The organism is Curtobacterium sp. MCLR17_054 (assembly GCF_003234335.2).
GTDB classification, from domain to species: Bacteria; Actinomycetota; Actinomycetes; order Actinomycetales; family Microbacteriaceae; genus Curtobacterium; species Curtobacterium flaccumfaciens.
Window position 1 is genome coordinate 715,086 of record NZ_CP126263.1, and the last position, 23,395, is coordinate 738,480.

Genomic DNA, 23,395 nt, shown 5'->3' on the forward strand with positions numbered 1-23,395 from the left:
GCCGGAGGGGCGCGTTCCGGCCTTCGGCACGGCCGGGATTGCGTTCCACGGACGTTCCGGGACGGATCGCGAACTCGCCTCCGAGCCCCTCGCTAGCCTCCATTTCGGGGGGCCAAGGAACCACGGCCAATCACACAGGGAGATCAGCCATGAGCGCCTACACGAGCGACGAGAACGTCGAACCTGCACGCATCACCACCTTCAAGCGCGTCCGCAAGCAGTGGCGTCGGACGGGTGAGGTCGGCTACACACACAGTGGCAGCGACTTCTTCCGCGACGACGCTCCGGAAGCGGTCCAGCGGTAACCAGCGGCAGCCACGAAGTGCCCGCCAGGAGCGATCCTGGCGGGCACTTCTGCGTCAGCGACCGAGCTGGTCCCGCAGGTACGGGGCGGTCCGGCTGGTGGTCGAGGCGGCGACCTCGGCTGGCGTGCCGGAGGCGACCACCTGGCCACCCTCGACACCGCCGGACGGGCCCATGTCGATGACGTGGTCGGCGCTCGCGACGACGTCCATGGCGTGCTCCACCACGACGACGGTGTTGCCCGCGTCGGTCAGTCGGGCGAGCTGGGCGGTGAGCAGCTCGACGTCGGCCGGGTGCAGGCCGGTGGTGGGCTCGTCGAGCAGGTACAGGGTGTGGCCGGTCCGCGCACGCTGCAGTTCCGTGGCGAGCTTGATGCGCTGCGCCTCGCCGCCGGACAGCTCCGGAGCGGGCTGGCCGAGCCGCAGGTAGCCGAGCCCGACCTCGCGGAGGGTCTCGAGTCCGCGCCCGGCTGCGGGCAGGGACGCCAGGAACGGCGCCGCTTCGTCGACGGTCATGCCGAGGACGTCGGCGATGGATGCCCCGTTCCACCGGACCTCGAGCGTCTCGGCGGTGTAGCGGGAGCCGTGGCACTCGGGGCACGGGGCCCAGCTGCCGGGCAGGAAGAGGAGTTCTACGGACACCGACCCCTCGCCCTGGCAGACCTCGCACCGGCCGCCGGCGACATTGAACGAGAACCGCCCGGCGCCCCAACCGCGGGCCTTCGCTTCGTCGGTCTGAGCGAAGGCGGCCCGGACCGCGTCGAAGAGGCCGGTGTAGGTGGCGAGGTTCGAGCGGGGGGTCCGGCCGATCGGCTTCTGGTCGACCTGCACGACGCGGTCGATGAGCGGGTGCGACGTCGCGACGCCGGGCAGCACGCCGCCGACGAGCGACGACTTGCCGGACCCGCTGACGCCGGTGACCGCGGTGAGGACACCGAGCGGCAGGTCGACGTCGAGCCCACGGAGGTTGTGCAGGGTGAGGTCGCGGAGTTCGAGCGTGCCGATCGGGGTCCGGACGGCGCGGTCGGCGGTCGGCTGCCGGGGCTCCAGGAAGCGCCGGGTGACCGACGCCTCGACCTCGGCCAGGCCGGCGACCGGGCCGCTGTACAGGACGGTGCCGCCACCGGTGCCCGCACGGGGTCCGACGTCGACGATCCAGTCGGCTCGGCGCACGATGCTCATGTCGTGTTCGACGACGAAGACGCTGTTGCCGCCGGCACGCAGGTCGTCGAGGACGTCGACGAGGGACTCGGCATCGGCGGGGTGCAGCCCGGCGCTCGGTTCGTCGAGCACGTAGACGACGCCGAACAGGCCGGAGCGCAGCTGCGTCGCGATCCGCAGCCGCTGGCTCTCACCGGGGGAGAGCGTCGGGGTGGCGCGGTCGAGCGCCAGGTAGCCGAGACCCAGGCCGACCAGGACCTCGACGCGGGTGAGCAGGTCGCGGGAGATCGCCACGGCGACCTCGGTGTGCTCGCCGGACGATGCCCGTGACGTCGCCGCTGCCGCGTCGGTGATCGCCGCGATCGGGCGCAGGACGTCAGCCAGGCCGGTCAGCGGCAGCGCGTTCAGCTCGGCGATCGAGTGGCCGCCGATCGTCACGGCGAGGGCGGCTAGGGTCAGGCCCGTGCCGCCGCAGAGCCCGCACGGGCCGGACTCGACGAACTGCAGCACCTTCTTGCGCTGGGTCTCGCTCTGCGAGTCGGCGAGGGTGTGCAGCACGAACTGGCGGGCGCTCCAGAACCGACCCTTGTAGGGCTTCGCCACGCGATCGCGCTTCGGCTGCACCTGCACGACGGGCTGTTCCTCGGTGAAGAGCAGCCAGTCGCGGTCCTCGCGCGACAGCTCGCGCCACGGGCGGTCGATGTCGTAGCCGAGCACGGCGGTGACGTCGCGCAGGTTCTTGCCCTGCCATGCCCCGGGCCAGGCGGTGATCGCGCCGTCGCGGATGCTCAGCGACGGATCGTGCACGGCCGATGCCTCGGTGACCTCGTGCGCGGTCCCGATGCCGTGGCACCGGGGGCAGGCGCCGGCGACGGTGTTCGGCGAGAAGGAGTCCGACTCGAGCCGGTCAGCACCGGACGGGTACGTGCCGGCGCGCGAGTAGAGCATGCGCATCGAGTTCGACAGCGTGGTCATGGTGCCGACGGTGGAACGGGAGCTCGGGGCACCGCGACGCTGCTGCAGGGCGACGGCGGGCGGCAGTCCGGTGATCGAGTCGACGTGCGGGGTGGAACCCTGCGCGATCAACCGCCGCGCGTACGGGGCGACGGACTCGAGGAACCGGCGCTGGGCCTCGGCGAAGACGGTGCCGAAGGCGAGTGAGGACTTGCCGGAGCCGGAGACGCCGGTGAACGCGACGATCCGGTCGCGGGGGATGTCCACGTCGACGTCGCGCAGGTTGTTCTCGCGGGCACCACGGACGCGGATGAAGTCGTCCGGCCCGGGTCGGTCGTCGGTGGGGGTCGAGCGAGGAGCGGGCATTCGCTCGATCGTAGGCTCGGCCACTGGGAGAAGCAGTACCGCCGACGGGACCGCCAACGACGAAGAGCCGCTCCGCCCTGATCGGCGGAGCGACTCTTCGCGTCGTGCGGTGTTGCGGCAGGTGTTACTTGATCTGTGCGGTGATGGTGGCGGTGCCGACGAGGAGGCCGCGCTTGACGGCGTCGGTGCCGAAGGTCTTGTTCAGCAGGCCGGCGGCGTCTTCGGAGATGTGGACGGTGGTGCCGGTGAGGATGGCGTTGTCGCCCTCGAGCTGGAGGGGCTTGAGGGAGCCGCCGTGCAGCTCGAACAGGAACGCGTTGGCCGCGGCGACCTTGCCGTTGACGAGGACGTCGCCGTAGAGCTTGGACGAGCCCGGGTTCACGACGAAGTTCTCCAGCGTGACGGTGGTGTCGCCGGCCTTCAGGGTCAGACCCGAGTCGTCGTGGTTCAGCAGGCCCTGCACGTACGGGCGGTAGTTGCCATCGGGCGACCAGTAGGTGACCGACCCGGCGGTGATCGGGAACGACACCGACCCGTCAGCCAGGGTTGCGTCACCGGAGACGCCGGGGGTGAGCTTCAGGGCGGTGAGGGCGTCGGTGAAGCCGGAGTCGAGCTTCACGGCGGTGGAGCCACCGAGGACCTCGGGGACCGAGGCGACGGGTGCGGGGATCTTCGACTCGGACGACGAGGACACCGTGTGCACGTTCGGGGTCGCGGCCTGGGCGGAGGAGATCCCGAACGCGGCACCGCCGAGGACGAGGGCGCCGGTCGTGGCGAGGGTGATGGAGGTCTTGAGGCTCTTACGCATCGTGATCAGTCCTTTGCTGTTGTCGCGCTCGGCGCGGCTGCTGTGTGCGCGCCGAACACACCCTTGGTGGGGTGGAGAACCAGCGATGTGCGGCTGGTGAGCGCTCCGGGTGTTTCCCGGTCGTTGCAGGTGATTCGGCACCCTGCGGCGAAGGGTTTGGACGGATCTGCTGTCGTTACCGCTCTGTGACCTTCGGGCGCATCCGGACAGCGCTCACGCCCGCAAGTACGTTCTCTGAGAGGCCGCTGAACGTGGTCCATCGAGAAAGGCACTCCCCATGGCATCGACGTCCAGTCGTCCCACGTCCGTCACCGTCGCGTTCGTCATCTGGCTGGTGGTGGTCCTGGCGAACATCCTGCAGGGCATCATCAACCTCACGTCGGGCTCCTCCGCCGACGTCGCTGACAGTGTCGGCACCGCCCCGCTCGTCGGCGGCGCGATCTTCGCGTTCATCCTCGCCGTGATCGAGCTCATCATCGTCTTCAAGATGCGCGACGGCCGCAACTGGGCCCGCATCGTGCTGACCGTCCTCGCGGTCCTGCAGCTCATCGGTGTCGGCGTCGGCGCGGCCTCGGGTGGCAACGCCTTCGGCTGGATCGGTGGCGTCGCGGTGCTCATCGCGACGATCCTGATGTACGTCGGCGGCGCGAACGGGTACTTCCGTCGCCACTGAGCGCGCGTGCGTGCGGATGCGCTCCTGCGTGACGCACACCGGTCGCTGAACGCGACCACCTGACGGACGGGAGGCCCGGTGCCAGCTGGCACCGGGCCTCCCGTCCGTCGTCCGCTCGGGTCAGAACGCCTTGCCCGGGTTCAGGGTCCCCGCCGGGTCGAGCGCGTCCTTGACGGAGCGGTGCATCGCGAGCACGCGGTCGCCGAGCTCGACGCGCAGGCCCGGCAGCTTGAGCAGCCCGACACCGTGCTCACCGGTCACCGTCCCGCCGAGCGCCAGGCAGTCCGCCACGATCTGGTCGAACGCGGTCTTCGCTCGGGCCTTCGCGGCGTCGTCGCCCTCGGGCGCGATGATCAGCGGGTGCAGGTTGCCGTCGCCGGCGTGCGCGATGTTGGCGATCGTGACGTCCTGCGCGTCCGCGGTCACCTGGATCCGCCGGAGCATCTCGGGCACCGCGCTCCGCGGCACGCAGATGTCCTCGGTCAGCACCGGACCGAGCCGTTCGAGCGCCGGGTAGGCGAGCCGGCGGGCCTGGAACAGCCGGTCGATGTCCCCGGGGTCGGTGGCCCGCTCGACGTCCGTGCCGCCGGCCTCGGCGAAGACGTCCGCGACGTGGTCGGCGATCGCGTCCCCGGCGGCACCGCGCTCGTCGACCCGCGCGAGCAGCAGGGTGTCGACGTCCGCCGGCAGCCCGAGGTGCATCCAGTCGTCGACGGCGCGCAGGCAGGTGCGGTCGACGATCTCGAGTGCTGCGGGGATGATGCCTGCGCGCGAGATCGCGGCCACGGCGTCGCCCGCGGCGGTCAACGAGGGGAAGTACCCGATCACCGCCCGTTCGTCACGGCCGGCCAGGGGGAGCAGCTGCACGGTGACCGACACGACGATGCCGAGCGTGCCCTCGGAACCGACCATCAGCCCCGTGAGGTCGTACCCGGCGACGCCCTTCGCCGTCCGGCGGCCGAGCTCGACCACCGACCCGTCGGCCAGCACGACGGTCATGCCGAGCACGTAGTCGCGGGTGACCCCGTACTTGACGCAGCAGATGCCGCCGGCGTTCGTCGCGACGTTGCCGCCGATCGTCGAGATCGCCGAGCTCGCGGGGTCCGGCGGGTACCAGAGGCCGTGCTCGGCGACCGCGGCGCGGAGTGCGTCGTTGATGACGCCGGGTTCGGTGACCGCGTAGCGCTCGTCGGTGTTCACCTCGAGCACCCGGTCCATCCGCTCGAGCGACACGACGATCGAGTCGGCCATCGCGTTGGCGCCGCCGGACAGACCGGTGCCGGCACCGCGGGGGACGACCCGGAGACCGGCGGCGGCTGCCCAGCGGACGGCGGTGACGACGTCGTCGGTGCTGCGTGCCAGGACGACGGCGAGCGGTGCCGTGGAGTCGGCCCACTCGGCGTCGTCGTGGCGGTATCGCTCGAGCGACTCCGGGTCGCGGAGGACCTGGTCGGACCCCAGCAGGTGTTCGAGGGCGGTGGCGTCGGCTGCGGTGGCGGATGCGGCGGTGACGGTCATGCGGGGTGCGGGTCCTTCCGGGGCGCGGCGATGCGGTTCGGGTCCGTCGACGATACGCCGGTCAGTCCAGGCAGAACTCGTTGCCCTCGACGTCCTGCATGACGATGCACGACTCGTTCACCTCGTCCGCCGTCATCCGACGGACCCGGGTGGCGCCGAGCCCGACCAGGCGGGCGCTCTCGGCGTCGAGGGCCGCGAGCCGTTCGGCGCCGGTCATCCCGGTGCCGACCCGGACGTCCAGGTGCACGCGGTTCTTCACCGTCTTGCCCTCGGGGACGCGCTGGAAGAACAGGCGGGGGCCGGCACCGGTCGGGTCGACGCACGCGAAGGCCGAGCCCTGGTGCTCCGGCGGCAGCGACCGGTCGAACGCGTCCCAGTCGGCGAAGCCCGGTGGGGGCGGTGGCACCACGTAGCCGAGGACCTCGCACCAGAACCGGGCGACACGCTCCGGCTCGGCGCAGTCGAACGTCACCTGGACCTGTCGCACCGTTGCCATGGCGCCGAGGATACGACGATGCACGACCGGCGTCCGCTCAGCGTCCGCCCCGTCAGCGGTGGGCGCACGGTGCGCCGGACGGGAGGCACGGTGCCAGGCCGCCACGGGCCTCCCGTCCGCCGTGCAGCCGCGTCAGTGCTGCGTGCCGCGCAGGCGGCCGATGCCCAGCACGATGCCGACGACGACCATGCCCAGCGCGAGGCCGGCCACGGCCGACACGGCGGTGTCGGCGATCCAGACGACGACGGGGCCCGCCCCCTGGAGTGCGTGCTCGATCACGTGCAGCAGGTCGTACGGTCCGTGCCAGACGGTCTCGGCGAGGTTCGCGATGACCAGGTGTCCGCCGACCCAGAGCATCGCGACGGTCCCGATGACACTGATGACCCGGAAGACCATCGGCATTGCGCGGACGATGCGGGCACCGATCCGACGGGTGCGGCGGACGGAGTTCTTCATCATCTGCAGGCCGATGTCGTCGACCTTCACGAGCAGTGCCACGGCGCCGTAGACGACGGCCGTCATGACCAGACCGATCACGATCAGGGCGCCGAGCGTCGGCCAGAGCCCCAGGTCGGGGTCGAGGCCCGCCAGCGCGATGAGCATGATCTCGGTGCTCAGGATGAGGTCGGTGCGGATGGCGCCGAAGACGAGCTTCGGTTCGGTGACGGCCTCGTCGGACCCGCCCTCGTGGTGCACACCGAACCACTCGGTCACCTTCTCGGCACCCTCGAAGCACAGGTACGTGCCACCGAGCAGCAGCAGCCACGGCAGCACGCCGGGCGCGAAGGCCGTGAGCAGCAACGCCAGCGGGATGATGATGATGAACTTGTTGAACAGGCTGCCGAGGGCGATGCGCCCGACGACGGGGAGTTCACGAGCGGGCTCGAGGCCCTGCACGTACTGGGGCGTGACGGCGGCGTCGTCGATGACGACCCCGGCGGTCTTCGCGCTGGCCTTGAGGGCTGCGGAGAGGATGTCGTCCACCACGGCGAGCAATCCGACTGACAATGCGTTCTCCACTCGTCTGACCTGTGACCGTGCACAGCGTAGTGGCCGCGGACCATCCTGAACGCCAGCCGCGGGGCGTCCGTAGGCTCGCGGCATGGCTGACTTCACCGCATCCCAGGCCGCCGTCGTCCGGATCGAGCGTTCCGAGCAGGGGCGCTGGGACCTCTCCGTCATCAGCGACGCCGGTGTCGCGATGGGGCACGGCGTGTACCTGTTCGACGCGGACCACGACGACGCCGAGGACGAGCAGGCCGCGGCCCTCGACTTCGTGCGCGACTACGGGTTCCGGTTCGAGCGCGACGCGGTGCAGGCCGACGGTCCCGACGCCTTCTGGGCACCGCTGCTGCCGTCCGACCAGCAGTAGGCGCTGCAGCGCGCGGGACTCAGCGCGCGGAGTCCTCGAACCCGATCAGCCAGGTGACCCCGTGCGCGTCGCGGACGGTGCCGTCCCAGTCGCCCCACGGGCGCTGCTGCAGCGGGTCGATCACCGTGCCGCCCTCGGCGAGCTGGTCGAACCACCGACGCAGGACGTCCGGTTCCGCAGCGCCGAGCAGTGAGAACAGCAGCCCGGTCGCCGAGAACGGGGTGTCGCCCTCGCTCGCGTCCGCGGCGAACAGCTGCAGCTCGCCGGTGAGCTGGCCGTGCGCGACGGCGTCGGCCGGGCCGTCCGTGCGGGAGAAGTCCGCGTAGGTCGCGATCTGCACCTCGCCGCCGAACACCCGGTGCCAGTGCTCGAGGGCCTGCCTGGCGGTGCCGGCGAACTGGAAGTACGGCGCGGGTCCGGTCGTGTGCATGCCCGGCAAGGTACTCCGGGGTGCGGCGTGGGGGAACCCCGGGCTCGTCAGTCGAGCAGCGCGAGTGCGCGCTCCACGACGTCCTCCGGACGGCCGTCGCCGTGCAGCGCCCACCAGGTGAGTGCGGCGCTCGCTGCGGCGGCCAGCGTGTGGGCGCGTACCGCGACGGCGAGGTCGTCGGCGGTGACCCCGTCCCGCTCAGCCACGTACCGCAGGATCTCGTCGGTCAGGGCCGTGACCGTCGCGGCGCCGACGTGCTCGAGCGACGGGTTCGCGCGGATGACCCGGAGGCGGTGTCGGGTGACCTCGACGGCGTCGTCCGGGAACGTCGCTCCGATCCGGTAGGCCGCCCGGAGCGCCACCGCCGAGGGTTCGTCGGCCGGCCGTGACCGCAGGGCCTCGCGGAAGCGTGCGGCGAACTCGTCGAGACCGCCCCACACCAGCGCCGCCTTGTTCGGGAACAACCGGAAGAGCGACCGGCGACTGACCCCGGCCGCCGCGGCGACGTCGTCCATCGACACCGCGTCGAAGCCCTGGTCGTCGAACAGCCGGAGTGCGACGAGGGACACGGCGTCGGGGTCGATGGTGCGCGGGCGCCCCGTCGGACGGTCGTTCGTCGAGCTCATGGAGACCTTTCGGCACTGAGTGCTATAACCGGGTGTGGCGCAGCGAGCGCCTCTCATCGAGGAGACGACATGACCGACACCACCACCGCCGGACGGTTCACCGGCAGGACCATCATCGTCACCGGAGCGGGTTCCGGCATCGGACGCGCCACGGCGACGCGCATCGCGAAGGAGGGCGGGCGGGTCATCGCGACCGACGTCGTGGCCGAGCGGCTCGACGCACTCCGCACGGAGCTCGAGGGCTTCGCCGTGGAGACCGTCGTCGGGGACGTCGCCGCGAGCGAGACCATCGACGCGCTCATCGCCGCCGCAGGCGACCGGGTGGACGGGCTCGCCAACGTCGCCGGCATCATGGACGCGTTCCTGCCGCCGGACGAGGTCGACGACGCCACCTGGGAGCGTGTCTTCAGCGTCAACGTCACCGGCCCGATGCGCCTGACCCGCGCGGTGCTGCCGCTGATGATCGCCGCCGGCAAGGGATCGGTCGTGAACGTCGCGTCCGAGGCTGCGTTGAAGGCCTCGGCTGCCGGTGCTGCCTACACCTCGTCGAAGCACGCCATCGCCGGGTACACCAAGAGTGTCGCGTTCTTCCACGGGCCGCAGGGCATCCGGGCGAACGCCGTGGCGCCGGGTGCGGTCGCCACGAACATCGAGGCGCCGATGCGCAGCGAGTACGCGGCTCGCCGGGTCGGTCCGATCATGCAGACCACCATCCCGCCGGTCGCCCAGCCCGAGCAGCTCGCCGCCGCCATCACCTGGCTGCTGAGCGACGACTCGGCGAACGTCAACGGTGCGGTGCTGCCGAGCGACGGTGGCTGGTCCGTCGTCTGATGGATTTGCTCAGATACGAGTAGAAATCTACCTGGAGTGGTAGATTTCTACTCGATCTGATCGGACCTCTCCATGCAGTTGCAATCTCCCCTCGCGACGGTCACCACCTCCGTAGACGGCGATGTCCTCGCGGTGTTGGCACTGGCCCCCGGACCCCTGACGATCGCGGGAATCTGCAGCCTGGTGCCCGACCGGTCGTACGCCGGGGTCCGGAACAGTGCGGATCGGCTGGTCGAGCAGGGCCTCGTCGACGGGCATCGGACCGGACGGACGAAGTCCTTCACCCTGAACCGAGAGCACCTCGCCGCCGATGCGGTCACCGCCCTGGCCGACCTCCGGCGTGCCCTGCTCGAACGACTCCGCTCCGGCTGTCGGTCGATCCCCCTCCGGTACGCCGCGCTCTTCGGATCCGGGGCCCGCGGTGCGATGCGCCCGGACAGCGATCTCGATCTCTGCTTCGTCGTCACTCGCGGCCGACGCCCGGACGCCGAGGACCAGATCCACGCCTTGTGCCGCGCAGCCGGTCGTTGGACCGGCAACGCCGTGCGGCCGGTCGTCTTCGACGAGGACGAGTTCGAGGGCACGGATCCGCTCCTCGCGTCGGTTGCTCGGGACGGGATTCCCATCGCAGGTGACGGTCGATGGCTGTCCCGGAAGCTCCGTACGCTGAACGGATGACCCCGCGAACCGGCGCGACCGCACCGGGCGACGATTCGTTCCGGAGGGGCCGGCTCGCCAAGGCGACGGAGTTCCTCGACGCCGCTGACGTCCTCCGCGCGTTCGGTGGTGACGGAGGGGTCCTCAGTGCCGGGTCGCAGTTCGCGAACGCGTTCGTCACACAGTGCGTCCTCAGCGGCATCGCCGCGGCTGACGCGATCTGCGTGGCTCGGACCGGCAGGTACTCGCGATCGGGAGCGCACGACGAGGCCGTGCCCGTGCTCAGTGCAGCTGCCGGGCCGGCGGTCGCGAAGCACCTCGAGGTGCTCTTGACGGTCAAGACCAAGGCCGAGTACAACGCGAGGTCGGTCAGCGACGGTGACATCGTGCGCGCCGGCGAAGCCGCTGAGGCACTCGAGGCGGCCGCGCGGTCGGTCTGACGCGCTGGTCGATCCGGGGCGGTTGGCCCGCCTACACTGCCGACATGACCGAGGTCTCCGCCGAGCGCTCCGAGTGGGGCCGGTTCGCCCCCGACTCCGTCGAACGCCGGATGCTCGAGCACGCCGGCACCGCACTCGGTGTCGTCCTGCGGCCCCGGACGGTCGTGCTCGACCGCGCACGGGTCGAGGTCGAGGGCATCGACGAGGGCGACCGGGTGGTCGTGCAGCTCGTCGCGAACCAGGGCGCCTACAAGCCCGCGTGGCGCAACAAGGTGATGGCGGACCTGTTCAAGCTCCTGTGGCTGCGCCGTTCGGTGCCCGGGGTCGAACGAGCGGTGCTCGTCGTGGCCGAGCCCGCTGCCCGGGCACTCGCCGGGTGGGTCTCGGTCGCCGCCGCCGACCTGGGCGTCGAGGTGCTCGTGTGGGACGGAACCACCGCAGCGCCCTCGTCGCGCTGAGCTCCGCACCCGTTCACACGTTCGCAACACATGTGGTCCGGCTCCGTAACACGGGCGTCCTAACCTCGTCACCAGCAGCGGATTTCCGCGTCGCAGACGAACCCGAGCTCGCGACGCACGCTCTCCGCCATACGAGACCGAGCCTGCGTGCTCGCCGACGGTATGGAGGAACGGATGAGCACATCAGCGGTCCGCGTGGACGCGGTGCGCAAGGTGTACGGCAGCGGCGCGAGTGCGATGGTGGCCCTCGACGACGTGGAGCTGACGATCGAACCCGGACGGTTCGTCTCGCTGATCGGCCCGAGCGGCTGCGGCAAGTCGACACTGCTCCGTCTGGTCGCCGGGCTCGAACCGGCTGACCGCGGCGACGTCCGGGTGCACGGCGTCACACCGGCGCAGGCCTGCGCCGCCAAGCTCATCGGACTCGTGCCGCAGGCCCCCGCGCTCCTGCCCTGGCTGACCGTGCTGCAGAACGTCTCGCTCGCCGCCCGGGTGAACCCCGGAGCCGGGCGTCGCCGAGCGGCCATCGGGGACCTCGAGGAACGCACCACCGGAGCCGGCCCGGACATGCGGGAGCTGCTGCGGATGGCGGGACTCGGCGAGGCGATGGACAAGCTCCCCGCCCAGCTGTCCGGCGGGATGCAGCAGCGCGCCGCGATCGTGCGGGCCTTCGGTCTGCGGCCCGACGTCCTGCTGATGGACGAGCCGTTCTCGGCGCTCGACGAGTTCACCCGCGAGAGCCTGCAGGACCAGCTGCTCGACCTGTGGGACGAACTGCGCACCACGGTGCTGTTCGTCACGCACTCGGTGTCCGAGGCGGTCCGGATGTCCGACACCGTGGTCGTGATGGCCCCGCGCCCCGGCCGCATCGTCGACGTGATCGACATCGACCTGCCCCGCCCGCGGAACCAGCGCCTGTTCGAGGAACGGCGGTTCCACGAGTACGAGGACCTCGTCCGGACCCGACTGCACAGCGCCTGGCGCACGTCCGATGCGGCCTGAGGAGGACGGGACCATGAGCGCGACCTCCACCTCGGCGTCCACCGTCACCGCGACCGGCACCACGGCTGAAGCCGAACGGCGCAGCACCCGTCGGCCCGTGCCCGGCTGGCTCCGGCCCGTCGTCTGGCTGCCCCTCGTCGTCATGCTCGCCGTCCTGGCGGTGCTCTGGCAGCTCGGGGCGTCCGCGATGCCGTACCTGCTGCCGCCGCTGCCCGCGGTGGGGGAGACCCTGGCGACGCAGCTGCCCTACTACCTGCAGAACGCCGGCATCACCCTGGCCGAGTCGCTCGTGGGCTTGGCGATCGGGTTCCTGGCGGCCTTCGTGCTCGCGGTGCTGACGAGCGAACTGCCGATCGTCCGCCGGGCGGTCATGCCGATCGCGATCGTCCTCAACGTGACCCCGCTCGTCGCCATCGCCCCGGCACTCGTCGTGGCGTTCGGGTTCGGGCCGTTGCCGAAGCTCGTGATCACGGCCCTGATCTGCTTCTTCCCGATCCTGATCAACACCGCCGCCGGACTGCGGTCCGTGCCGCAGCCCGTGCTGCAGGTGTACCGGACGATCGACGCGTCCCGGTTCGAGATGCTCGTGCACCTGCGGATCCCGAACGCCTTGCCGTTCGTCTTCGCCGCACTGCGGATCGTGTTCCCGCTGTCCATCATCGGCGCGGTCGTCGCGGAGCTGTCGGCGTCCGGGTCGACCGGCGGTCTCGGCACCGTGATCAGCACGGCGTCGTCGATGAACCAGCTCGCCGTCGTCTACGCGGCCATCGCGATCCTCGCCGTGATGGGCGTGGTGCTGCTCGGCCTCATCACGCTCGTCGAGCGACGCGTCCTGCACTGGCACCGCAGCGCGAACGACTGACCCGCGGCCGCCCCGCGGCCCGACCGCACCACCCGCCGGAGCGAGCCCGCCCGCTCGACGTCAGCCGCGCCTCCAGGCCGACCCCGGCGACCCGTCCCACCACCCGCACCCGCCCTGCACCACCCATCCCTTCCCACAGGAGTGACCATGCAGCACAGCACCATGCAGCACAGCACCACGCAGCCCCGCAGCAAGCAGCACCGCACCAAGGCCGCCGTCGCGGCCCTCGCCACCGTCGCCGTCGCCCTCGCCCTCACCGGCTGCAGCGCCGGCTCGAGCGCCGGCAGCGCATCGGCCGAGGGCAGCGCGATCTCGTCCGAGCGGTGCAAGGAGAACAAGGACGCCGGCAAGATCACGTACCTGTCCGGCTACCAGTACCAGTCGTCGGCGTCGATCCTCGAGTACATCGCGGCGGACGAGCTCGGCTACTTCAAGGACCTCTGCCTCGACGTCACCCTGAAGCCCGGCTCCGGCGACACCGCGCAGAACACCAAGCTCCTCGCCAGCGGCCAGGCCACGGTGTCCGCGGTCGCGGAGCAGGACCTCATCCAGGCCCGGGCGAACGGCATCGACATCACCGGCATCTCGTCCTACTCGAACGCCGGGCTCGACATCCTGATGACCAACGGCGACGACGTCACGGACCTGAAGCAGCTCGACGGCAAGGTCGTCGGGCACAAGGGGTACGTGCCCGCGTCCGTCCAGGCGATGATGGTCAAGGCCGGTGTCGACTGGGACTCCCTGACGCTGGTGAAGGAGGGCTACGACCCCTCGGTCCTGCCCCGGAAGCAGAACGGGCTCGAGGCGCTGACCGGCTTCGTGTCGAACGAGCCGAACCTGCTGCAGGCCGCCGGTGACGACGTCAAGGTCTGGCAGCCCGTCGACTACGGCATCCCCTCGTCGATCGGCGCGATGGCCGTGAACCCGGCGTTCGCGAAGGCGCACCCGACCGCCGTCGAGGACGTCCTGCGCGCAGCCCTGCACGCCTACGACTTCTGCTCCGCGAGCGCGGCGAAGACGAAGCAGTGCGTCGGCTACGCAGCGAAGCTCTCCGGCGCGACCTACGACGAAGCCCAGAACGCGAAGATCTGGACCACCGAGACGAAGGTCATCGCGGACAACCCCACGCCAGAGCAGCCGCTCGGCGGCATCGACATGGAGAACGTGTCGAAGCTCGTCGACATGCTGCACCAGTTCGGCATCGTGAAGCCCTCCGTGACCGGTGCCGACGCGAAGGCCTGGTTCACGAACGAGTACGTCGACGCCGTCACGAAGGACGGCGAGACGGTCTGGCCGGCACCGTGAGCCCCGTCGTGACCGAGTGTTCCGCAATGACCAGAGAGGCGGCGTGAGATGCCCGCGAAGGAGTACGGGATCTTCCTCCCGATCGGCAACGGCGGGTGGATGCTCTCCACCACCGCACCCCACCCCGAGGCGACCTACGCCTGGAACAAGCGCGCGGCTTTGCACGCCGAGGCGATCGGCCTGGACTTCGTGATGTCGATGGCGAAGTGGCGCGGCTTCGGCGGCACCACCGACCACTGGGGCCGGTCCCTGGAGTCGATGACGATGATGGCCGGCATCGCCGAGGCCACCGAGCGGGTGAAGATCTGGGCGACGATGCACGCCAACGTCCACAACCCCGCCGTCGCGGCGAAGATGTACACCACCCTGCAGGACGTCTCCGGCGGCCGTGCCGGCATGAACATCGTGAACGGTGCCTACGCGGCGGAGTTCGAGCAGTTCGGGATCTGGGACGCGGCGCTCAGCCACGCCGACCGGTACCGGATGACCGAGCTCTGGACCGAGGCCGTCACGCGCCTGTGGACCGAGGACAGCGTCACCATGCACACGCCGTACTTCGACCTCGACGGCTGCGAGTCTCGTCCGCACCCGTCGGCCCGTCCGACGATCATCAGCGCCGGCAAGTCCGAGGCGGCCCGGGCGTTCCAGGCGAAGCACGCCGACGGTGCGTTCCTCGCCGCCGACAGCCTGGACGAGATGCGCGACCTGTCGCGTGACGTGCACGACCGCGCGGCCGCCGAGGGGCGGGAGTGCAAGACCTACTCGATGCTCACCGTCGTGCAGGGCGAGACCGACGCCGCCGCGCAGCGCAAGGTGCGCGAGTGGGGTGTCGGCGTCGACCGCGAGGCACTGGCCTCGATGCGGTCGTCGTGGGGCGTCCCCGCCGCGCAGGCACGTGCGTGGGCGGACGGCGCCGTCGGCGAGGACGCGTTCCAGACGGCGTACGTCGCGGGTGCGGCCGACACCGTCACCGAGCACATCGAGTACATCGTCGACCAGGGCGAGCTCGACGGTCTGATGCTGATCTTCCCCGAGTACGACCAGGACATGGTGCTGTTCGGCGAGACGGTCCTGCCGGCCCTCCGGCAGCACGACGCGGCGGTGCTCCGGTGACCGGGGCGACGACGGAGGGCCGCGACGCGCGGCTGGACCGCCTGCTCGGCACCGCGCCGCCGGCGGCAGCCGACGCCGCGCTGCGCCCCGCACCCGACACCGCGCTCCGCCCCGCGCTCGTCGTCGTGGACGTGCAGCGCGACTTCGGGGAGCCGGCGCGCATCGCCCCGTACGGACTCGACGACCGTGCGTCGGCCGCCGTCGACGCCGCGGTCACCCGCATCGGCACCCTGGTCGACGAGGCCCGCGCCGCCGGCGTCCCCGTCGTCTGGGTCGAGCTCGGCAGCGACCCGGCTCGACCGTGGCGCTCGAGCACCTGGCTGCGTGGCGGCGACCTCGACGGGCCGATGCCCGACGACGAACCCTGCCGCATCGGCACCGAGGGTGCCGAGTGGTTCCGCACCGCGCCCGCGTCCGGCGAGATGCGCGTCGTGAAGCGCGGCTACAGCGGGTTCCTGGGCACCGACCTGGAGGCCCGGCTCGCCTCCGCCGGCATCGGCTGGGTCACCGTCGTGGGGCTCACGACCGAGTGCTGCGTGCTCGCCACCGCACAGGACGCGATGCAGCTCGGCTGGCCCGTGGTGGTCCCGCGGGACGCCACCGCCGCGTACGACACCGACGTGCACGAGGCCGCGCTGACGATGATCGGCCTGAACGTCGGCGTCGTGACCGACGCCGACGACGCCGTGGCGCTGTGGCGCGCAGCGGTTCCGGCCGAGACGGTGGGTGCCCGATGACCGGCATGCACCTGGCCTACGACCTGTCCTTCACCCACACCGAGGGGCGGTGGGCGGCGGCCGGCAGCTGGGTCGGCCAGGACTTCCCCGACGTCCGGATGTACATGGAGGTGGCGCGGACCGCCGAACGCGCCGGCGTCGACATGCTGTTCTTCGGCGACGGCTCCGGCGTGCCGAGCACCTGGCGCGGCAGCATCGACCCGGCCGTCGAGTGGGGCATCCAGTGGCCCCGGCAGGACATGGCGCCGGTGATCGCCGCGATGTCCACGGTGACCGAGCACATCGGCTTCGGGCTCACCTACTCGTCCACGTTCACCCACCCGTTCTCGGTCGCCCGACTGCTCAACTCGCTCGACCACGTCACCGGTGGTCGGATGGCGTTCAACGTCGTGGCCTCGTCACGGGGTGCGGACGCCGCGAACTACGGGTCCGACCACCTCGTCGACCACGACCTGCGCTACGAGCGGATGGAGGAGTTCATCGGCGTCTGCCGTGCGCTCTGGGATTCCGTCGCACCGGACGCCATCGTCCGCGACCGTGCGACCGGCCGGTTCGCCGACCCCGCCGGAGTGCACCCCATCGACCACGACGGACGGTTCTTCAAGGTGCGCGGGCCCCTGGCGAGCGTGCCCAGCCCGCAGCGGCACCCCGTGGTGGTGCAGGCCGGCAACTCGCCGCGCGGCATCGCCGCGAGTGCGTCGTTCGCCGACCTGGTGTTCGGGTTCGGCGCGAGCGTCACCGGGCAGCTCCGGCACCGCGACGCCCTCGACGCGGCGCTCACCGAAGCCGGCCGTGACCCCGCCGGCGTCGGGATCCTCTGGGCCACCCAGGCGATCGTCGGTACCACCGAGGCCGAGGCCGTCACCCGTCGGGACTCCCTGCTGTCGTTCTGGAACCGCGAGGCGGTGGGCACCTTCATCTCGCACAACGCCGGGTACGACTTCTCGACCCTGCCGGCGTCGTTCCGGCTCGGCGAACTGCGCGACGAGATCGTCGCCGCGCAGGCGAGCCCGGCAGGCCTGGTCGGCAGCCTGGTCGCGGAGTTCGGCGCGGACCACACGATGGACCGTGACGACTTCTTCGAGCACGGCTGGCGGGCCGCGACCGGGCTCGACCACATGCTCGTCGGTGACGCCGCCACGGTGGCCGACGCACTGCAGGAGAACTTCGCCGCCACGGGAGGACGCGGTGGCTACATGCTCTCCAGCCCCCTTGGCATGCCGTCCGGGTTCGCCGACCTGAGCGAGCTGCTCGTGCCGGAGCTCCGCGACCGCGGGGCCCTCGCACCGCGGTACCCGGGCACCACGCTCCGCGAGAACCTGGCGGTGTGAGGTGACCCCGGCCCGTCGGTGGCTCGCGCTCGGCGGGCTCTGCCTCGGCTTCTTCATGCTGCTGCTCGACAGCACGATCGTGTCCGTCGCACTCCCTGACGTCGGGCGTGACCTCGGCTCCGACGCGTCGACGTCCGTGTGGGTCAACAGCGCCTACCTGTTCGCCTTCGCGGTGCCGCTGCTCGTGGCCGGGCGGCTCGGTGACCGGTTCGGGCACCGCCGCGTCTACATGGTCGGGCTCGCGATCTTCACGATCGCGTCCGTCGGCTGCGCGGCGGCACCGAGCATCGGTGCGCTCGTCGCCTGGCGAGCGGTCCAGGGGCTCGGTGCGGCGCTGCTGACCCCGCAGTGCCTGACCGTCATCCGGTCGCTGTTCGACCCGCCGCGGCTGGCCGTCGCGCTCGCCGTGTGGAGCGCCGGAGGCGGGGCTGCCACCGTCGCCGGGCCGATCGTGGGCGGGCTGCTCGTCGAGACGTGGGGATGGCCGTCGGTGTTCCTCGTGAACGTCCCGGTCGGGATCGTCACGGCGATCGCGGTGCTCCGGTTCGTGCCGGTGTCCCCGCGCATCGTCGTCCCGCTGCCCGTGCTCGCGGTCACCGGGGTGACGGCCGGGGTCCTCGCGGTCGTCGTCGGCGTGCAGGGGACCGGAGCGGGGTTGCTCGCCGCCCCGCTGCCCCGGGCCGCCCTGGTGGTGCTGGGTGCGGGGGTCGTCGCGGTGGTGCTCACGGTGCAGCGTCGGGCCGGCGACCGGGCGCTCGTCCCCCTCGGGCTGTTCCGCGACCGCGGCTTCGTCACCGGCTCGTGGGGCGCGACCGCGGCGTCGTTCTGCGTCGGGTCCGCACCGATCCCGCTGATGCTCGACCTGCAGACCGAGCGGGGCCTCGGTGCGGGAGCAGCCGCACTGGTACTCGTGCCGATGGGCGTCGCGTGCCTGGCCGCCGCGCCCTTCGTCGGACGCATGACGAACACCGCGGGCCCCCGGGCGACGGCCACCGTCGGCGCCGTCCTGCTCGTCGTGTCCGTCGCCCTGACGGCCCTGCTGATCGGCACCGGTGCACCGCTCTGGGCGGTCGCCAGCGCCTTCACCGGCTTCGGGGTCGCGAACGCCTTCGTCTGGTCGCCGTTCTCGCTCGCCGCCGTGCTCGCCGCCGGCCCGAGCACCATCGGGGCGGCCTCGAGCACCTTCAACACCGTCAAGCAGCTCGGCGCCGTGCTCGGCAGCACCGTCACGGCGGTCCTGCTGGCCACCGCGACCGACGCCGTCGCGCTCGGCGTCCTCGCCCTGGTCGCGGTCGTCGCGGTGGTGGCGGCACGGTCCCTGCCCGCGCCCCGTCGAGCGAGCACGGTGCTCACCGGTGCCGTGGTCCACGGCGCCGGGGTCGGCCATGGCCTGGGGTTCCCCACCGCCAACCTGCTGCCCGACGCCGACGTCGTCCGGTCCGTGCCGGCGGACGGGGTCTACGTCGGCTGGCTCACGGCGGCGACCTGGCCCGCCGCCCGTGAGGCCCTGGTGTCCGTCGGCAGCAACAGCACCTTCGCCGACCGGCCGCGCACCGTCGAGATCCACGTGCTCGACTTCGACGGCGACCTGTACGGCACGGTCGTCGAGCTCACCGTCGGCCGGCGCATCCGACGACAGCGCACGTTCCCCGGTCCGGACGCCCTCGTCGCCGCCATGCGTGCCGACGAGCGCCGCGCCCGGACACTTCTCGCCCGCTCCTGAACGAGGGACCCACCATGCACGACGAGTTCACCGACGACCCGCTCGACATCCGCGAGGCGATCGCCGAGGTGCCCTCGGTCGTCGTGGCGATCGCCGCCCGCGTCACGGGCGTCCCGGTGGTGATGGTCGCGACGTCCTTCACGGTGGGGGTCTCGTACGACCCGCCGCTGGTGACGTTCGCCGTGCAGCACTCCTCGACCACCTGGCCGGACCTCGCCGCGGCGCCGGTCATCGGGGTCTCCGTCCTCGGCGACGAGCACGCTGCGCACACCGCGCAGCTGGCGTCGCGTGACCGCGGGCGTCGGCTCGACGGCGTGGGGACGGTCGAGACGGCCGGGGGAGCGATCCTGCTCGACGGCGCGCACTCGTGGCTCGAGTGCGTCGTCGAGGCCACCCACCGAGCGGGCGACCACGACATCGTCGTGCTGCGCGTGCTCCGGTTCGCCCGCGACCGCTCGCGTGACGCCCTCGTGTGGCACCGGCCGGCGCGGCGGCGTCAGGGTGTCTCCACCTGACGGACGGGAGGCCCGTGGCGACGCCGCCACGGGCCTCCCGTCCGCCCTTCGCTCGCGTCGACGACGCGCGGTTCCTTCCCATTGCGCGCGCACTGGAAAGTGGAATCGGGCGTACCGGGCAGGAAGTTCCTGCCAGGTACGCCCGATTCGACCAGGTACGCCCGATTCGACCAGGTACGCCCGGTTCGACCCGAAGGGCCCCGCTACCCCCGCGTCAGGAGACGAGCGCCGCCATCTCGCGCACGACGGCACGGAGCCGGTCCGCGAGCTCGTCGTTGCTCCGCACGGTCTCGCGGTGCGCGACCTCGCTGAGCGCCGACATCACCAGGGTCACCGCGGTGCGGGCGGTCTGCGCGTCCGTGCGGGTGCCGACGACGCTGAGCAGGGACTGGCGCGACTCGGCCATCCACTGCATCACCATCGAGGACATCTCCGGCCGGAGCACGAGCAGCTCCTTCATGCGGCGGCGGTCCTGCGAGAGCGGGACGGTGGCCGCGACCAGGGCGCACAGGTCGTCGACCAGGGCACCGTCGGCCTCGGCGAACCAGGCCGCGGAGCGCTCCGGGACCTCGACCGAGTCGAGCCCGAGCGCGGCGTGCGCCTTCGACGAGAAGTAGTTGAAGAAGGTGCGGGGGGAGACGTCGGCGTCGGCGCAGATCTGCTCGACCGTGACGCCGTCGAGCCCGTGCGCGGACACCAGCGTGAGCGCTGCGTCGTGCAGCGCCTGCCGGGTCTGCTGCTTCTTCCGTTCACGCAGCGTGCACGGCTCCGTTGCCGCAGCCGCTGCCGGGGTGGTGATCACGTGGACTCCTGGTGGTTTGCAGTGTGTGGGAGGGGCGCCCGCCCGGAAAGGGGGCACGGACGGACGCCCCGGTCGGTCACCGACGGTGCGTCGGCGTGGATCCGGTCGGCACGGACCCGGTCGGCACGGACCCGGTCATCGGTCCGGTGAACGAGCCGGCCTCGGCTGCGGCGGCGCCCGCCTCGGCCTCGAGCTGCGCCTCGGCGGACATGTCGGCCTGCTCCTGCAGCGCGGAACGCTGGCGCAGCGGCGGCACCCGGAAGAACCAGGTCAGCACGAACGCGAGCAGGATGACGCCGAGTCCGACCCAGTAGATCGTCACGGACGAGGCGTTGAAGCCCGCCATGAACGGCCGGGTCAGGCGGCTGTCGGCACCGGTCAGGAACGAGGTGTCGTTCGTGCTGGTGGCGCTGTCGCTCGTGGTGTTGCCGTCGTCGATCTTCTTCGCCAGCTCCGGGGTGAGCTCGTCGACCCAGTAGGAGCGCTGGTCGGCGTCCGCCCAGTCGACGGACACGGTGTCGCCCTGCACGCTGGCGTGCGCCTGGTCGGCGACCTGCTCGAGTGCGGACTGCTCGGCGGCCGGCGTGGCCGCGGCGACCTGCTGGTCGATGACGGTCTGCGCGGCTGCGGCGGGCACGGCACCCGCGGCGACCTGCTGCTGCACGGCCGCGGTGACCTGCTCGGTGACCGCGGCGTCGGCGGCCTGCTTCGCCTTGGCCGAGGCGGCGTCGAGCTGCGACTGCACGGTCTTCGTCAGCGGGGTGACGACGGGCGTCCAGATCTTGTCCATGGCGCCCTGGTTCGCCTTCGCGCTGGCGACGGTCGGGTTGAGCGCGGCGTCGAGCGCCGGACCGAGGTCCTTCTGGTTCGCGGTCGCGGTCAGGATGTTCGCCGGCATCACCGAGAACAGGATGGACAGCAGGACGGCGGTGCCGAGCGTGCCACCGATCTGGCGGAAGAACGTGGCGGACGACGTGGCAACGCCCATGTCACGGGCCTCCACGGAGCCCTGCGACGCCAGGGTCAGCGACTGCATGACCGAGCCGAGGCCGAGACCGATGAGGAACATGCCGATCATCAGGAACCAAAGCGGCTTGTCGATCGACATGAAGGTCAGGACGACGTAGCCGGCGGAGACGAGCGCGGTGCCGATGACCGGGAAGATCCGGTAGCGGCCGACGCGGGCGACGATCTGACCGCTCGTGATCGAGGCGATCATGAGACCGCCGACCAGGGGCAGCGTGGCGAAACCGGACTCGGTCGGGGTGAGCCCGACGACGATCTGCAGGTAGAGCGGGATGGTGAGCATCGCGCCGAACATCGCGAAGCCGACCAGGAACCCGATGACGGTCGCCATCGAGAACGTGCCCGAGCGGAACAGCTTGAGCGGGATGATCGCCGCGTCGCCCATCTTCGACTCGATGAGCAGCAGACCGATCAGGCCGACGACACCGACGACGTAGCAGGCGATGGCGGCGGGGGAGCCCCAGCCCCAGATGCGGCCCTGTTCGGCGACGAGCAGGAGCGGCACGAGGGTGACGATGACGGCGGTCGCGCCCCACCAGTCGACCTTCGGCTTCGCGTCGCCGGCGCCGTGCACCTTCGGCAGGTGCAGGAACACGATGACCATGAGGAGCGCCGCGACACCGATCGGCACGTTGATCAGGAGCACCCAGCGCCAGCCCGTGATCCACAGGATCTCGGAGGAACCGGCGAGCAGACCGCCGATGAGCGGGCCGATGACCGACGAGATGCCGAAGACGGCGAGGAAGTACCCCTGGTACTTGGCACGCTCACGCGGGGCGAGGATGTCGCCCATGATCGCGAGCGGCAGCGACATCAGCGCGCCGGCACCGATGCCCTGCACCGCACGGAAGGCGGCGAGCATGAGCATCGAGGTGGACATCGACGACAGGACGGCCCCGAGGATGAAGACGACGATGCCGAAGATGTACAGCGGGCGGCGGCCGAAGATGTCGGACAGCTTGCCGTAGATCGGCGTCGCGATCGTCGAGGTGATGAGGTACGCGGTCGTCACCCAGGCCTGCTGGTCGAGCCCGTGCAGGTCGTCGCCGATCGTGCGGATCGCCGTGCCGAACACCGTCTGGCCGAGCGAGGACAGGAACATGCCCGCCATCAGGCCGTAGATCACCAGGAGGATCTGACGGTGGGTCATCAGCGGCTGCTGGCCGGCGCCTCCGGAGGCCGCGGGGGCCTCGGCGGTGTGCCGACCGTGCTGCACCGAGACGGGTGCGGTGGCGGTCATCGAACTCCTTTTTCTGGCTGTGAAACTTTGCAGACCGCGCAACGATACATCTGTTGCTTCCGGCAAGCAACTAAATGTGCCCGCTACGCTGAGCGCGTGACCGACGACCGGCGTGCCGCTGAGCGACTCCTGCGATCCCAGCTCGACCGGCTGTGGGTCCGGCAGACCCTGCGCTCCTCGCTCATCGAGTCCCGCGGCGGCCTCGACCCGACGGCCCGCGTGATCCTGCGTGCCGTCGCCGGGCACGGGCCGGTCCGGGCGACCGCGATCGCCGACGCGACGGGGCTGTCGCGCCCGGTGATCAGCCGCCGGGTCGCCTCGCTGATCGAGGCCGAGCACCTGATCGGGTCGCCCGACCCCGCGGACGGCCGCGCCACGCTCGTCACGCTCGCCCCCGCCGGCCGACGGCTGCTCGACGAGCTGGACGCCGCCGGCGCCGAGGTGTTCGACGACCTGACGGAGGAGTTCGCCTCGGACGAGCTGCGCTCGCTCGCCGAGATGCTGACGCGACTGAACGACCGGGCGGACGCGGTCCTGGGGATCGGCACCACGCGCTCCTGACGTGACCAACACGGCGGACGGGAGGCCCGTGGCGGCGCCGCCACGGGCCTCCCGTCCCTGCGGAGCGCGCATTCGAGATACCGTTG

The 23,395-nt window shown here is 71.4% G+C and carries 25 protein-coding genes; 16 read left to right on the plus strand and 9 right to left on the minus strand.

Annotated elements, in window-relative coordinates; genetic code table 11:
* Positions 1 to 149 precede the first annotated feature (149 nt).
* Positions 150 to 305, plus strand: a complete 156-nt coding sequence (locus DEJ08_RS03520) for a hypothetical protein (protein WP_155896774.1) — start codon at positions 150 to 152, stop codon at positions 303 to 305.
* Positions 306 to 359: 54 nt separating this feature from the next.
* Here the strand turns inward: DEJ08_RS03520 and DEJ08_RS03525 are convergent, their stop codons facing one another.
* A complete protein-coding gene (locus tag DEJ08_RS03525) occupies positions 360 to 2,783 on the minus strand; it encodes an excinuclease ABC subunit UvrA (RefSeq protein ID WP_111055359.1) in 2,424 nt (807 codons plus the stop codon).
* A 124-nt stretch (positions 2,784 to 2,907) separates the two neighbouring features.
* A complete protein-coding gene (locus DEJ08_RS03530; RefSeq protein ID WP_110865654.1) occupies positions 2,908 to 3,591 on the minus strand; it encodes a hypothetical protein in 684 nt (227 codons plus the stop codon).
* Between the two features lie 277 nt (positions 3,592 to 3,868).
* Here DEJ08_RS03530 and DEJ08_RS03535 point away from each other — a divergent pair, with 277 nt between their 5' ends.
* Positions 3,869 to 4,264: a hypothetical protein gene (locus tag DEJ08_RS03535; protein WP_111024640.1), complete on the plus strand. Its 396-nt coding sequence runs from the start codon at positions 3,869 to 3,871 to the stop codon at positions 4,262 to 4,264.
* Between the two features lie 120 nt (positions 4,265 to 4,384).
* Here DEJ08_RS03535 and DEJ08_RS03540 read toward each other — a convergent pair whose 3' ends face one another.
* From DEJ08_RS03540 to DEJ08_RS03550, 3 genes are all read right to left on the minus strand, one after another.
* Positions 4,385 to 5,782 carry an FAD-binding oxidoreductase gene (locus tag DEJ08_RS03540; RefSeq protein ID WP_111054938.1) on the minus strand — a complete coding sequence of 466 codons (1,398 nt, stop codon included), beginning with the start codon at positions 5,780 to 5,782 and terminating at the stop codon, positions 4,385 to 4,387.
* 61 nt (positions 5,783 to 5,843) lie between these two features.
* The gene (locus DEJ08_RS03545) at positions 5,844 to 6,278 is read right to left on the minus strand and encodes a VOC family protein (RefSeq protein WP_111054937.1); all 435 of its coding nucleotides are present in this window, start codon (positions 6,276 to 6,278) and stop codon (positions 5,844 to 5,846) included.
* Positions 6,279 to 6,410: 132 nt separating this feature from the next.
* Complete coding sequence (locus DEJ08_RS03550) at positions 6,411 to 7,286, minus strand: DUF808 domain-containing protein (protein WP_111054952.1); 876 nt, start codon at positions 7,284 to 7,286, stop codon at positions 6,411 to 6,413.
* Between the two features lie 94 nt (positions 7,287 to 7,380).
* Between DEJ08_RS03550 and DEJ08_RS03555 the strand changes: the two genes are divergently transcribed.
* On the plus strand, positions 7,381 to 7,650 hold the full coding sequence (locus DEJ08_RS03555) for a hypothetical protein (RefSeq protein ID WP_071245932.1): 270 nt from the start codon (positions 7,381 to 7,383) through the stop codon (positions 7,648 to 7,650).
* A 19-nt stretch (positions 7,651 to 7,669) separates the two neighbouring features.
* Here DEJ08_RS03555 and DEJ08_RS03560 read toward each other — a convergent pair whose 3' ends face one another.
* Both DEJ08_RS03560 and DEJ08_RS03565 read right to left on the minus strand, forming a co-directional pair.
* Complete coding sequence (locus tag DEJ08_RS03560) at positions 7,670 to 8,080, minus strand: VOC family protein (RefSeq protein ID WP_111054936.1); 411 nt, start codon at positions 8,078 to 8,080, stop codon at positions 7,670 to 7,672.
* A 47-nt stretch (positions 8,081 to 8,127) separates the two neighbouring features.
* Positions 8,128 to 8,706 (minus strand): TetR family transcriptional regulator, encoded by a 579-nt coding sequence (locus DEJ08_RS03565; RefSeq protein ID WP_111054935.1) that lies wholly within the window; start codon positions 8,704 to 8,706, stop codon positions 8,128 to 8,130.
* Positions 8,707 to 8,775: 69 nt separating this feature from the next.
* Here DEJ08_RS03565 and DEJ08_RS03570 point away from each other — a divergent pair, with 69 nt between their 5' ends.
* The 12 genes from DEJ08_RS03570 (at position 8,776) to DEJ08_RS03625 (ending at position 19,680) form a co-directional block, all read left to right on the plus strand.
* Positions 8,776 to 9,537 carry an SDR family NAD(P)-dependent oxidoreductase gene (locus tag DEJ08_RS03570; protein ID WP_111054934.1) on the plus strand — a complete coding sequence of 254 codons (762 nt, stop codon included), beginning with the start codon at positions 8,776 to 8,778 and terminating at the stop codon, positions 9,535 to 9,537.
* A gap of 72 nt (positions 9,538 to 9,609) precedes the next feature.
* Positions 9,610 to 10,215 carry a nucleotidyltransferase domain-containing protein gene (locus DEJ08_RS03575; RefSeq protein ID WP_111054933.1) on the plus strand — a complete coding sequence of 202 codons (606 nt, stop codon included), beginning with the start codon at positions 9,610 to 9,612 and terminating at the stop codon, positions 10,213 to 10,215.
* Positions 10,212 to 10,634 (plus strand): hypothetical protein, encoded by a 423-nt coding sequence (locus tag DEJ08_RS03580; protein ID WP_111054932.1) that lies wholly within the window; start codon positions 10,212 to 10,214, stop codon positions 10,632 to 10,634. The genes DEJ08_RS03575 and DEJ08_RS03580 overlap by 4 nt, the downstream gene beginning before the upstream one ends.
* Positions 10,635 to 10,678: 44 nt before the next feature.
* The gene (locus DEJ08_RS03585; RefSeq protein WP_071405238.1) at positions 10,679 to 11,092 is read left to right on the plus strand and encodes a hypothetical protein; all 414 of its coding nucleotides are present in this window, start codon (positions 10,679 to 10,681) and stop codon (positions 11,090 to 11,092) included.
* A 174-nt stretch (positions 11,093 to 11,266) separates the two neighbouring features.
* Complete coding sequence (locus tag DEJ08_RS03590) at positions 11,267 to 12,094, plus strand: ABC transporter ATP-binding protein (RefSeq protein WP_071405239.1); 828 nt, start codon at positions 11,267 to 11,269, stop codon at positions 12,092 to 12,094.
* Between the two features lie 13 nt (positions 12,095 to 12,107).
* A complete protein-coding gene (locus DEJ08_RS03595) occupies positions 12,108 to 12,956 on the plus strand; it encodes an ABC transporter permease (protein WP_111054931.1) in 849 nt (282 codons plus the stop codon).
* Between the two features lie 147 nt (positions 12,957 to 13,103).
* Positions 13,104 to 14,261, plus strand: a complete 1,158-nt coding sequence (locus tag DEJ08_RS03600; protein WP_258367163.1) for an ABC transporter substrate-binding protein — start codon at positions 13,104 to 13,106, stop codon at positions 14,259 to 14,261.
* A 48-nt stretch (positions 14,262 to 14,309) separates the two neighbouring features.
* On the plus strand, positions 14,310 to 15,374 hold the full coding sequence (locus DEJ08_RS03605) for an LLM class flavin-dependent oxidoreductase (RefSeq protein WP_071405189.1): 1,065 nt from the start codon (positions 14,310 to 14,312) through the stop codon (positions 15,372 to 15,374).
* Positions 15,371 to 16,111, plus strand: coding sequence for a cysteine hydrolase family protein (locus tag DEJ08_RS03610; RefSeq protein ID WP_258367162.1), 741 nt, complete (start codon positions 15,371 to 15,373; stop codon positions 16,109 to 16,111). The genes DEJ08_RS03605 and DEJ08_RS03610 overlap by 4 nt, the downstream gene beginning before the upstream one ends.
* Positions 16,108 to 17,442: an NtaA/DmoA family FMN-dependent monooxygenase gene (locus DEJ08_RS03615; RefSeq protein ID WP_111054949.1), complete on the plus strand. Its 1,335-nt coding sequence runs from the start codon at positions 16,108 to 16,110 to the stop codon at positions 17,440 to 17,442. The genes DEJ08_RS03610 and DEJ08_RS03615 overlap by 4 nt, the downstream gene beginning before the upstream one ends.
* Position 17,443: 1 nt before the next feature.
* The gene (locus DEJ08_RS03620; protein WP_258367160.1) at positions 17,444 to 19,165 is read left to right on the plus strand and encodes an MDR family MFS transporter; all 1,722 of its coding nucleotides are present in this window, start codon (positions 17,444 to 17,446) and stop codon (positions 19,163 to 19,165) included.
* A gap of 14 nt (positions 19,166 to 19,179) precedes the next feature.
* Positions 19,180 to 19,680, plus strand: a complete 501-nt coding sequence (locus DEJ08_RS03625) for a flavin reductase family protein (RefSeq protein ID WP_111054930.1) — start codon at positions 19,180 to 19,182, stop codon at positions 19,678 to 19,680.
* 214 nt (positions 19,681 to 19,894) lie between these two features.
* Here the strand turns inward: DEJ08_RS03625 and DEJ08_RS03630 are convergent, their stop codons facing one another.
* Positions 19,895 to 20,482 (minus strand): TetR/AcrR family transcriptional regulator, encoded by a 588-nt coding sequence (locus DEJ08_RS03630; RefSeq protein WP_051596480.1) that lies wholly within the window; start codon positions 20,480 to 20,482, stop codon positions 19,895 to 19,897.
* 76 nt (positions 20,483 to 20,558) lie between these two features.
* Entirely contained in the window at positions 20,559 to 22,748 is a 2,190-nt protein-coding gene (locus DEJ08_RS03635; protein ID WP_111054929.1) for an MDR family MFS transporter, read from the minus strand.
* Between the two features lie 96 nt (positions 22,749 to 22,844).
* Between DEJ08_RS03635 and DEJ08_RS03640 the strand changes: the two genes are divergently transcribed.
* Complete coding sequence (locus DEJ08_RS03640) at positions 22,845 to 23,309, plus strand: MarR family winged helix-turn-helix transcriptional regulator (RefSeq protein WP_163343313.1); 465 nt, start codon at positions 22,845 to 22,847, stop codon at positions 23,307 to 23,309.
* Positions 23,310 to 23,395: the final 86 nt, after the last annotated feature.

Excerpts from the sequence above, each read along its gene's own strand:
- DEJ08_RS03520 (WP_155896774.1), top strand. The coding sequence starts at position 150 with ATGAGCGCCTACACGAGCGACGAGAACGTCGAACCTGCACGCATCACC.
- DEJ08_RS03525 (WP_111055359.1), bottom strand. The coding sequence starts at position 2,783 with ATGCCCGCTCCTCGCTCGACCCCCACCGACGACCGACCCGGGCCGGAC.
- DEJ08_RS03530 (WP_110865654.1), bottom strand. The coding sequence starts at position 3,591 with ATGCGTAAGAGCCTCAAGACCTCCATCACCCTCGCCACGACCGGCGCC.
- DEJ08_RS03535 (WP_111024640.1), top strand. The coding sequence starts at position 3,869 with ATGGCATCGACGTCCAGTCGTCCCACGTCCGTCACCGTCGCGTTCGTC.
- DEJ08_RS03540 (WP_111054938.1), bottom strand. The coding sequence starts at position 5,782 with ATGACCGTCACCGCCGCATCCGCCACCGCAGCCGACGCCACCGCCCTC.
- DEJ08_RS03545 (WP_111054937.1), bottom strand. The coding sequence starts at position 6,278 with ATGGCAACGGTGCGACAGGTCCAGGTGACGTTCGACTGCGCCGAGCCG.
- DEJ08_RS03555 (WP_071245932.1), top strand. The coding sequence starts at position 7,381 with ATGGCTGACTTCACCGCATCCCAGGCCGCCGTCGTCCGGATCGAGCGT.
- DEJ08_RS03560 (WP_111054936.1), bottom strand. The coding sequence starts at position 8,080 with ATGCACACGACCGGACCCGCGCCGTACTTCCAGTTCGCCGGCACCGCC.
- DEJ08_RS03565 (WP_111054935.1), bottom strand. The coding sequence starts at position 8,706 with ATGAGCTCGACGAACGACCGTCCGACGGGGCGCCCGCGCACCATCGAC.
- DEJ08_RS03570 (WP_111054934.1), top strand. The coding sequence starts at position 8,776 with ATGACCGACACCACCACCGCCGGACGGTTCACCGGCAGGACCATCATC.
- DEJ08_RS03575 (WP_111054933.1), top strand. The coding sequence starts at position 9,610 with ATGCAGTTGCAATCTCCCCTCGCGACGGTCACCACCTCCGTAGACGGC.
- DEJ08_RS03580 (WP_111054932.1), top strand. The coding sequence starts at position 10,212 with ATGACCCCGCGAACCGGCGCGACCGCACCGGGCGACGATTCGTTCCGG.
- DEJ08_RS03585 (WP_071405238.1), top strand. The coding sequence starts at position 10,679 with ATGACCGAGGTCTCCGCCGAGCGCTCCGAGTGGGGCCGGTTCGCCCCC.
- DEJ08_RS03590 (WP_071405239.1), top strand. The coding sequence starts at position 11,267 with ATGAGCACATCAGCGGTCCGCGTGGACGCGGTGCGCAAGGTGTACGGC.
- DEJ08_RS03595 (WP_111054931.1), top strand. The coding sequence starts at position 12,108 with ATGAGCGCGACCTCCACCTCGGCGTCCACCGTCACCGCGACCGGCACC.
- DEJ08_RS03600 (WP_258367163.1), top strand. The coding sequence starts at position 13,104 with ATGCAGCACAGCACCATGCAGCACAGCACCACGCAGCCCCGCAGCAAG.
- DEJ08_RS03605 (WP_071405189.1), top strand. The coding sequence starts at position 14,310 with ATGCCCGCGAAGGAGTACGGGATCTTCCTCCCGATCGGCAACGGCGGG.
- DEJ08_RS03615 (WP_111054949.1), top strand. The coding sequence starts at position 16,108 with ATGACCGGCATGCACCTGGCCTACGACCTGTCCTTCACCCACACCGAG.
- DEJ08_RS03625 (WP_111054930.1), top strand. The coding sequence starts at position 19,180 with ATGCACGACGAGTTCACCGACGACCCGCTCGACATCCGCGAGGCGATC.
- DEJ08_RS03635 (WP_111054929.1), bottom strand. The coding sequence starts at position 22,748 with ATGACCGCCACCGCACCCGTCTCGGTGCAGCACGGTCGGCACACCGCC.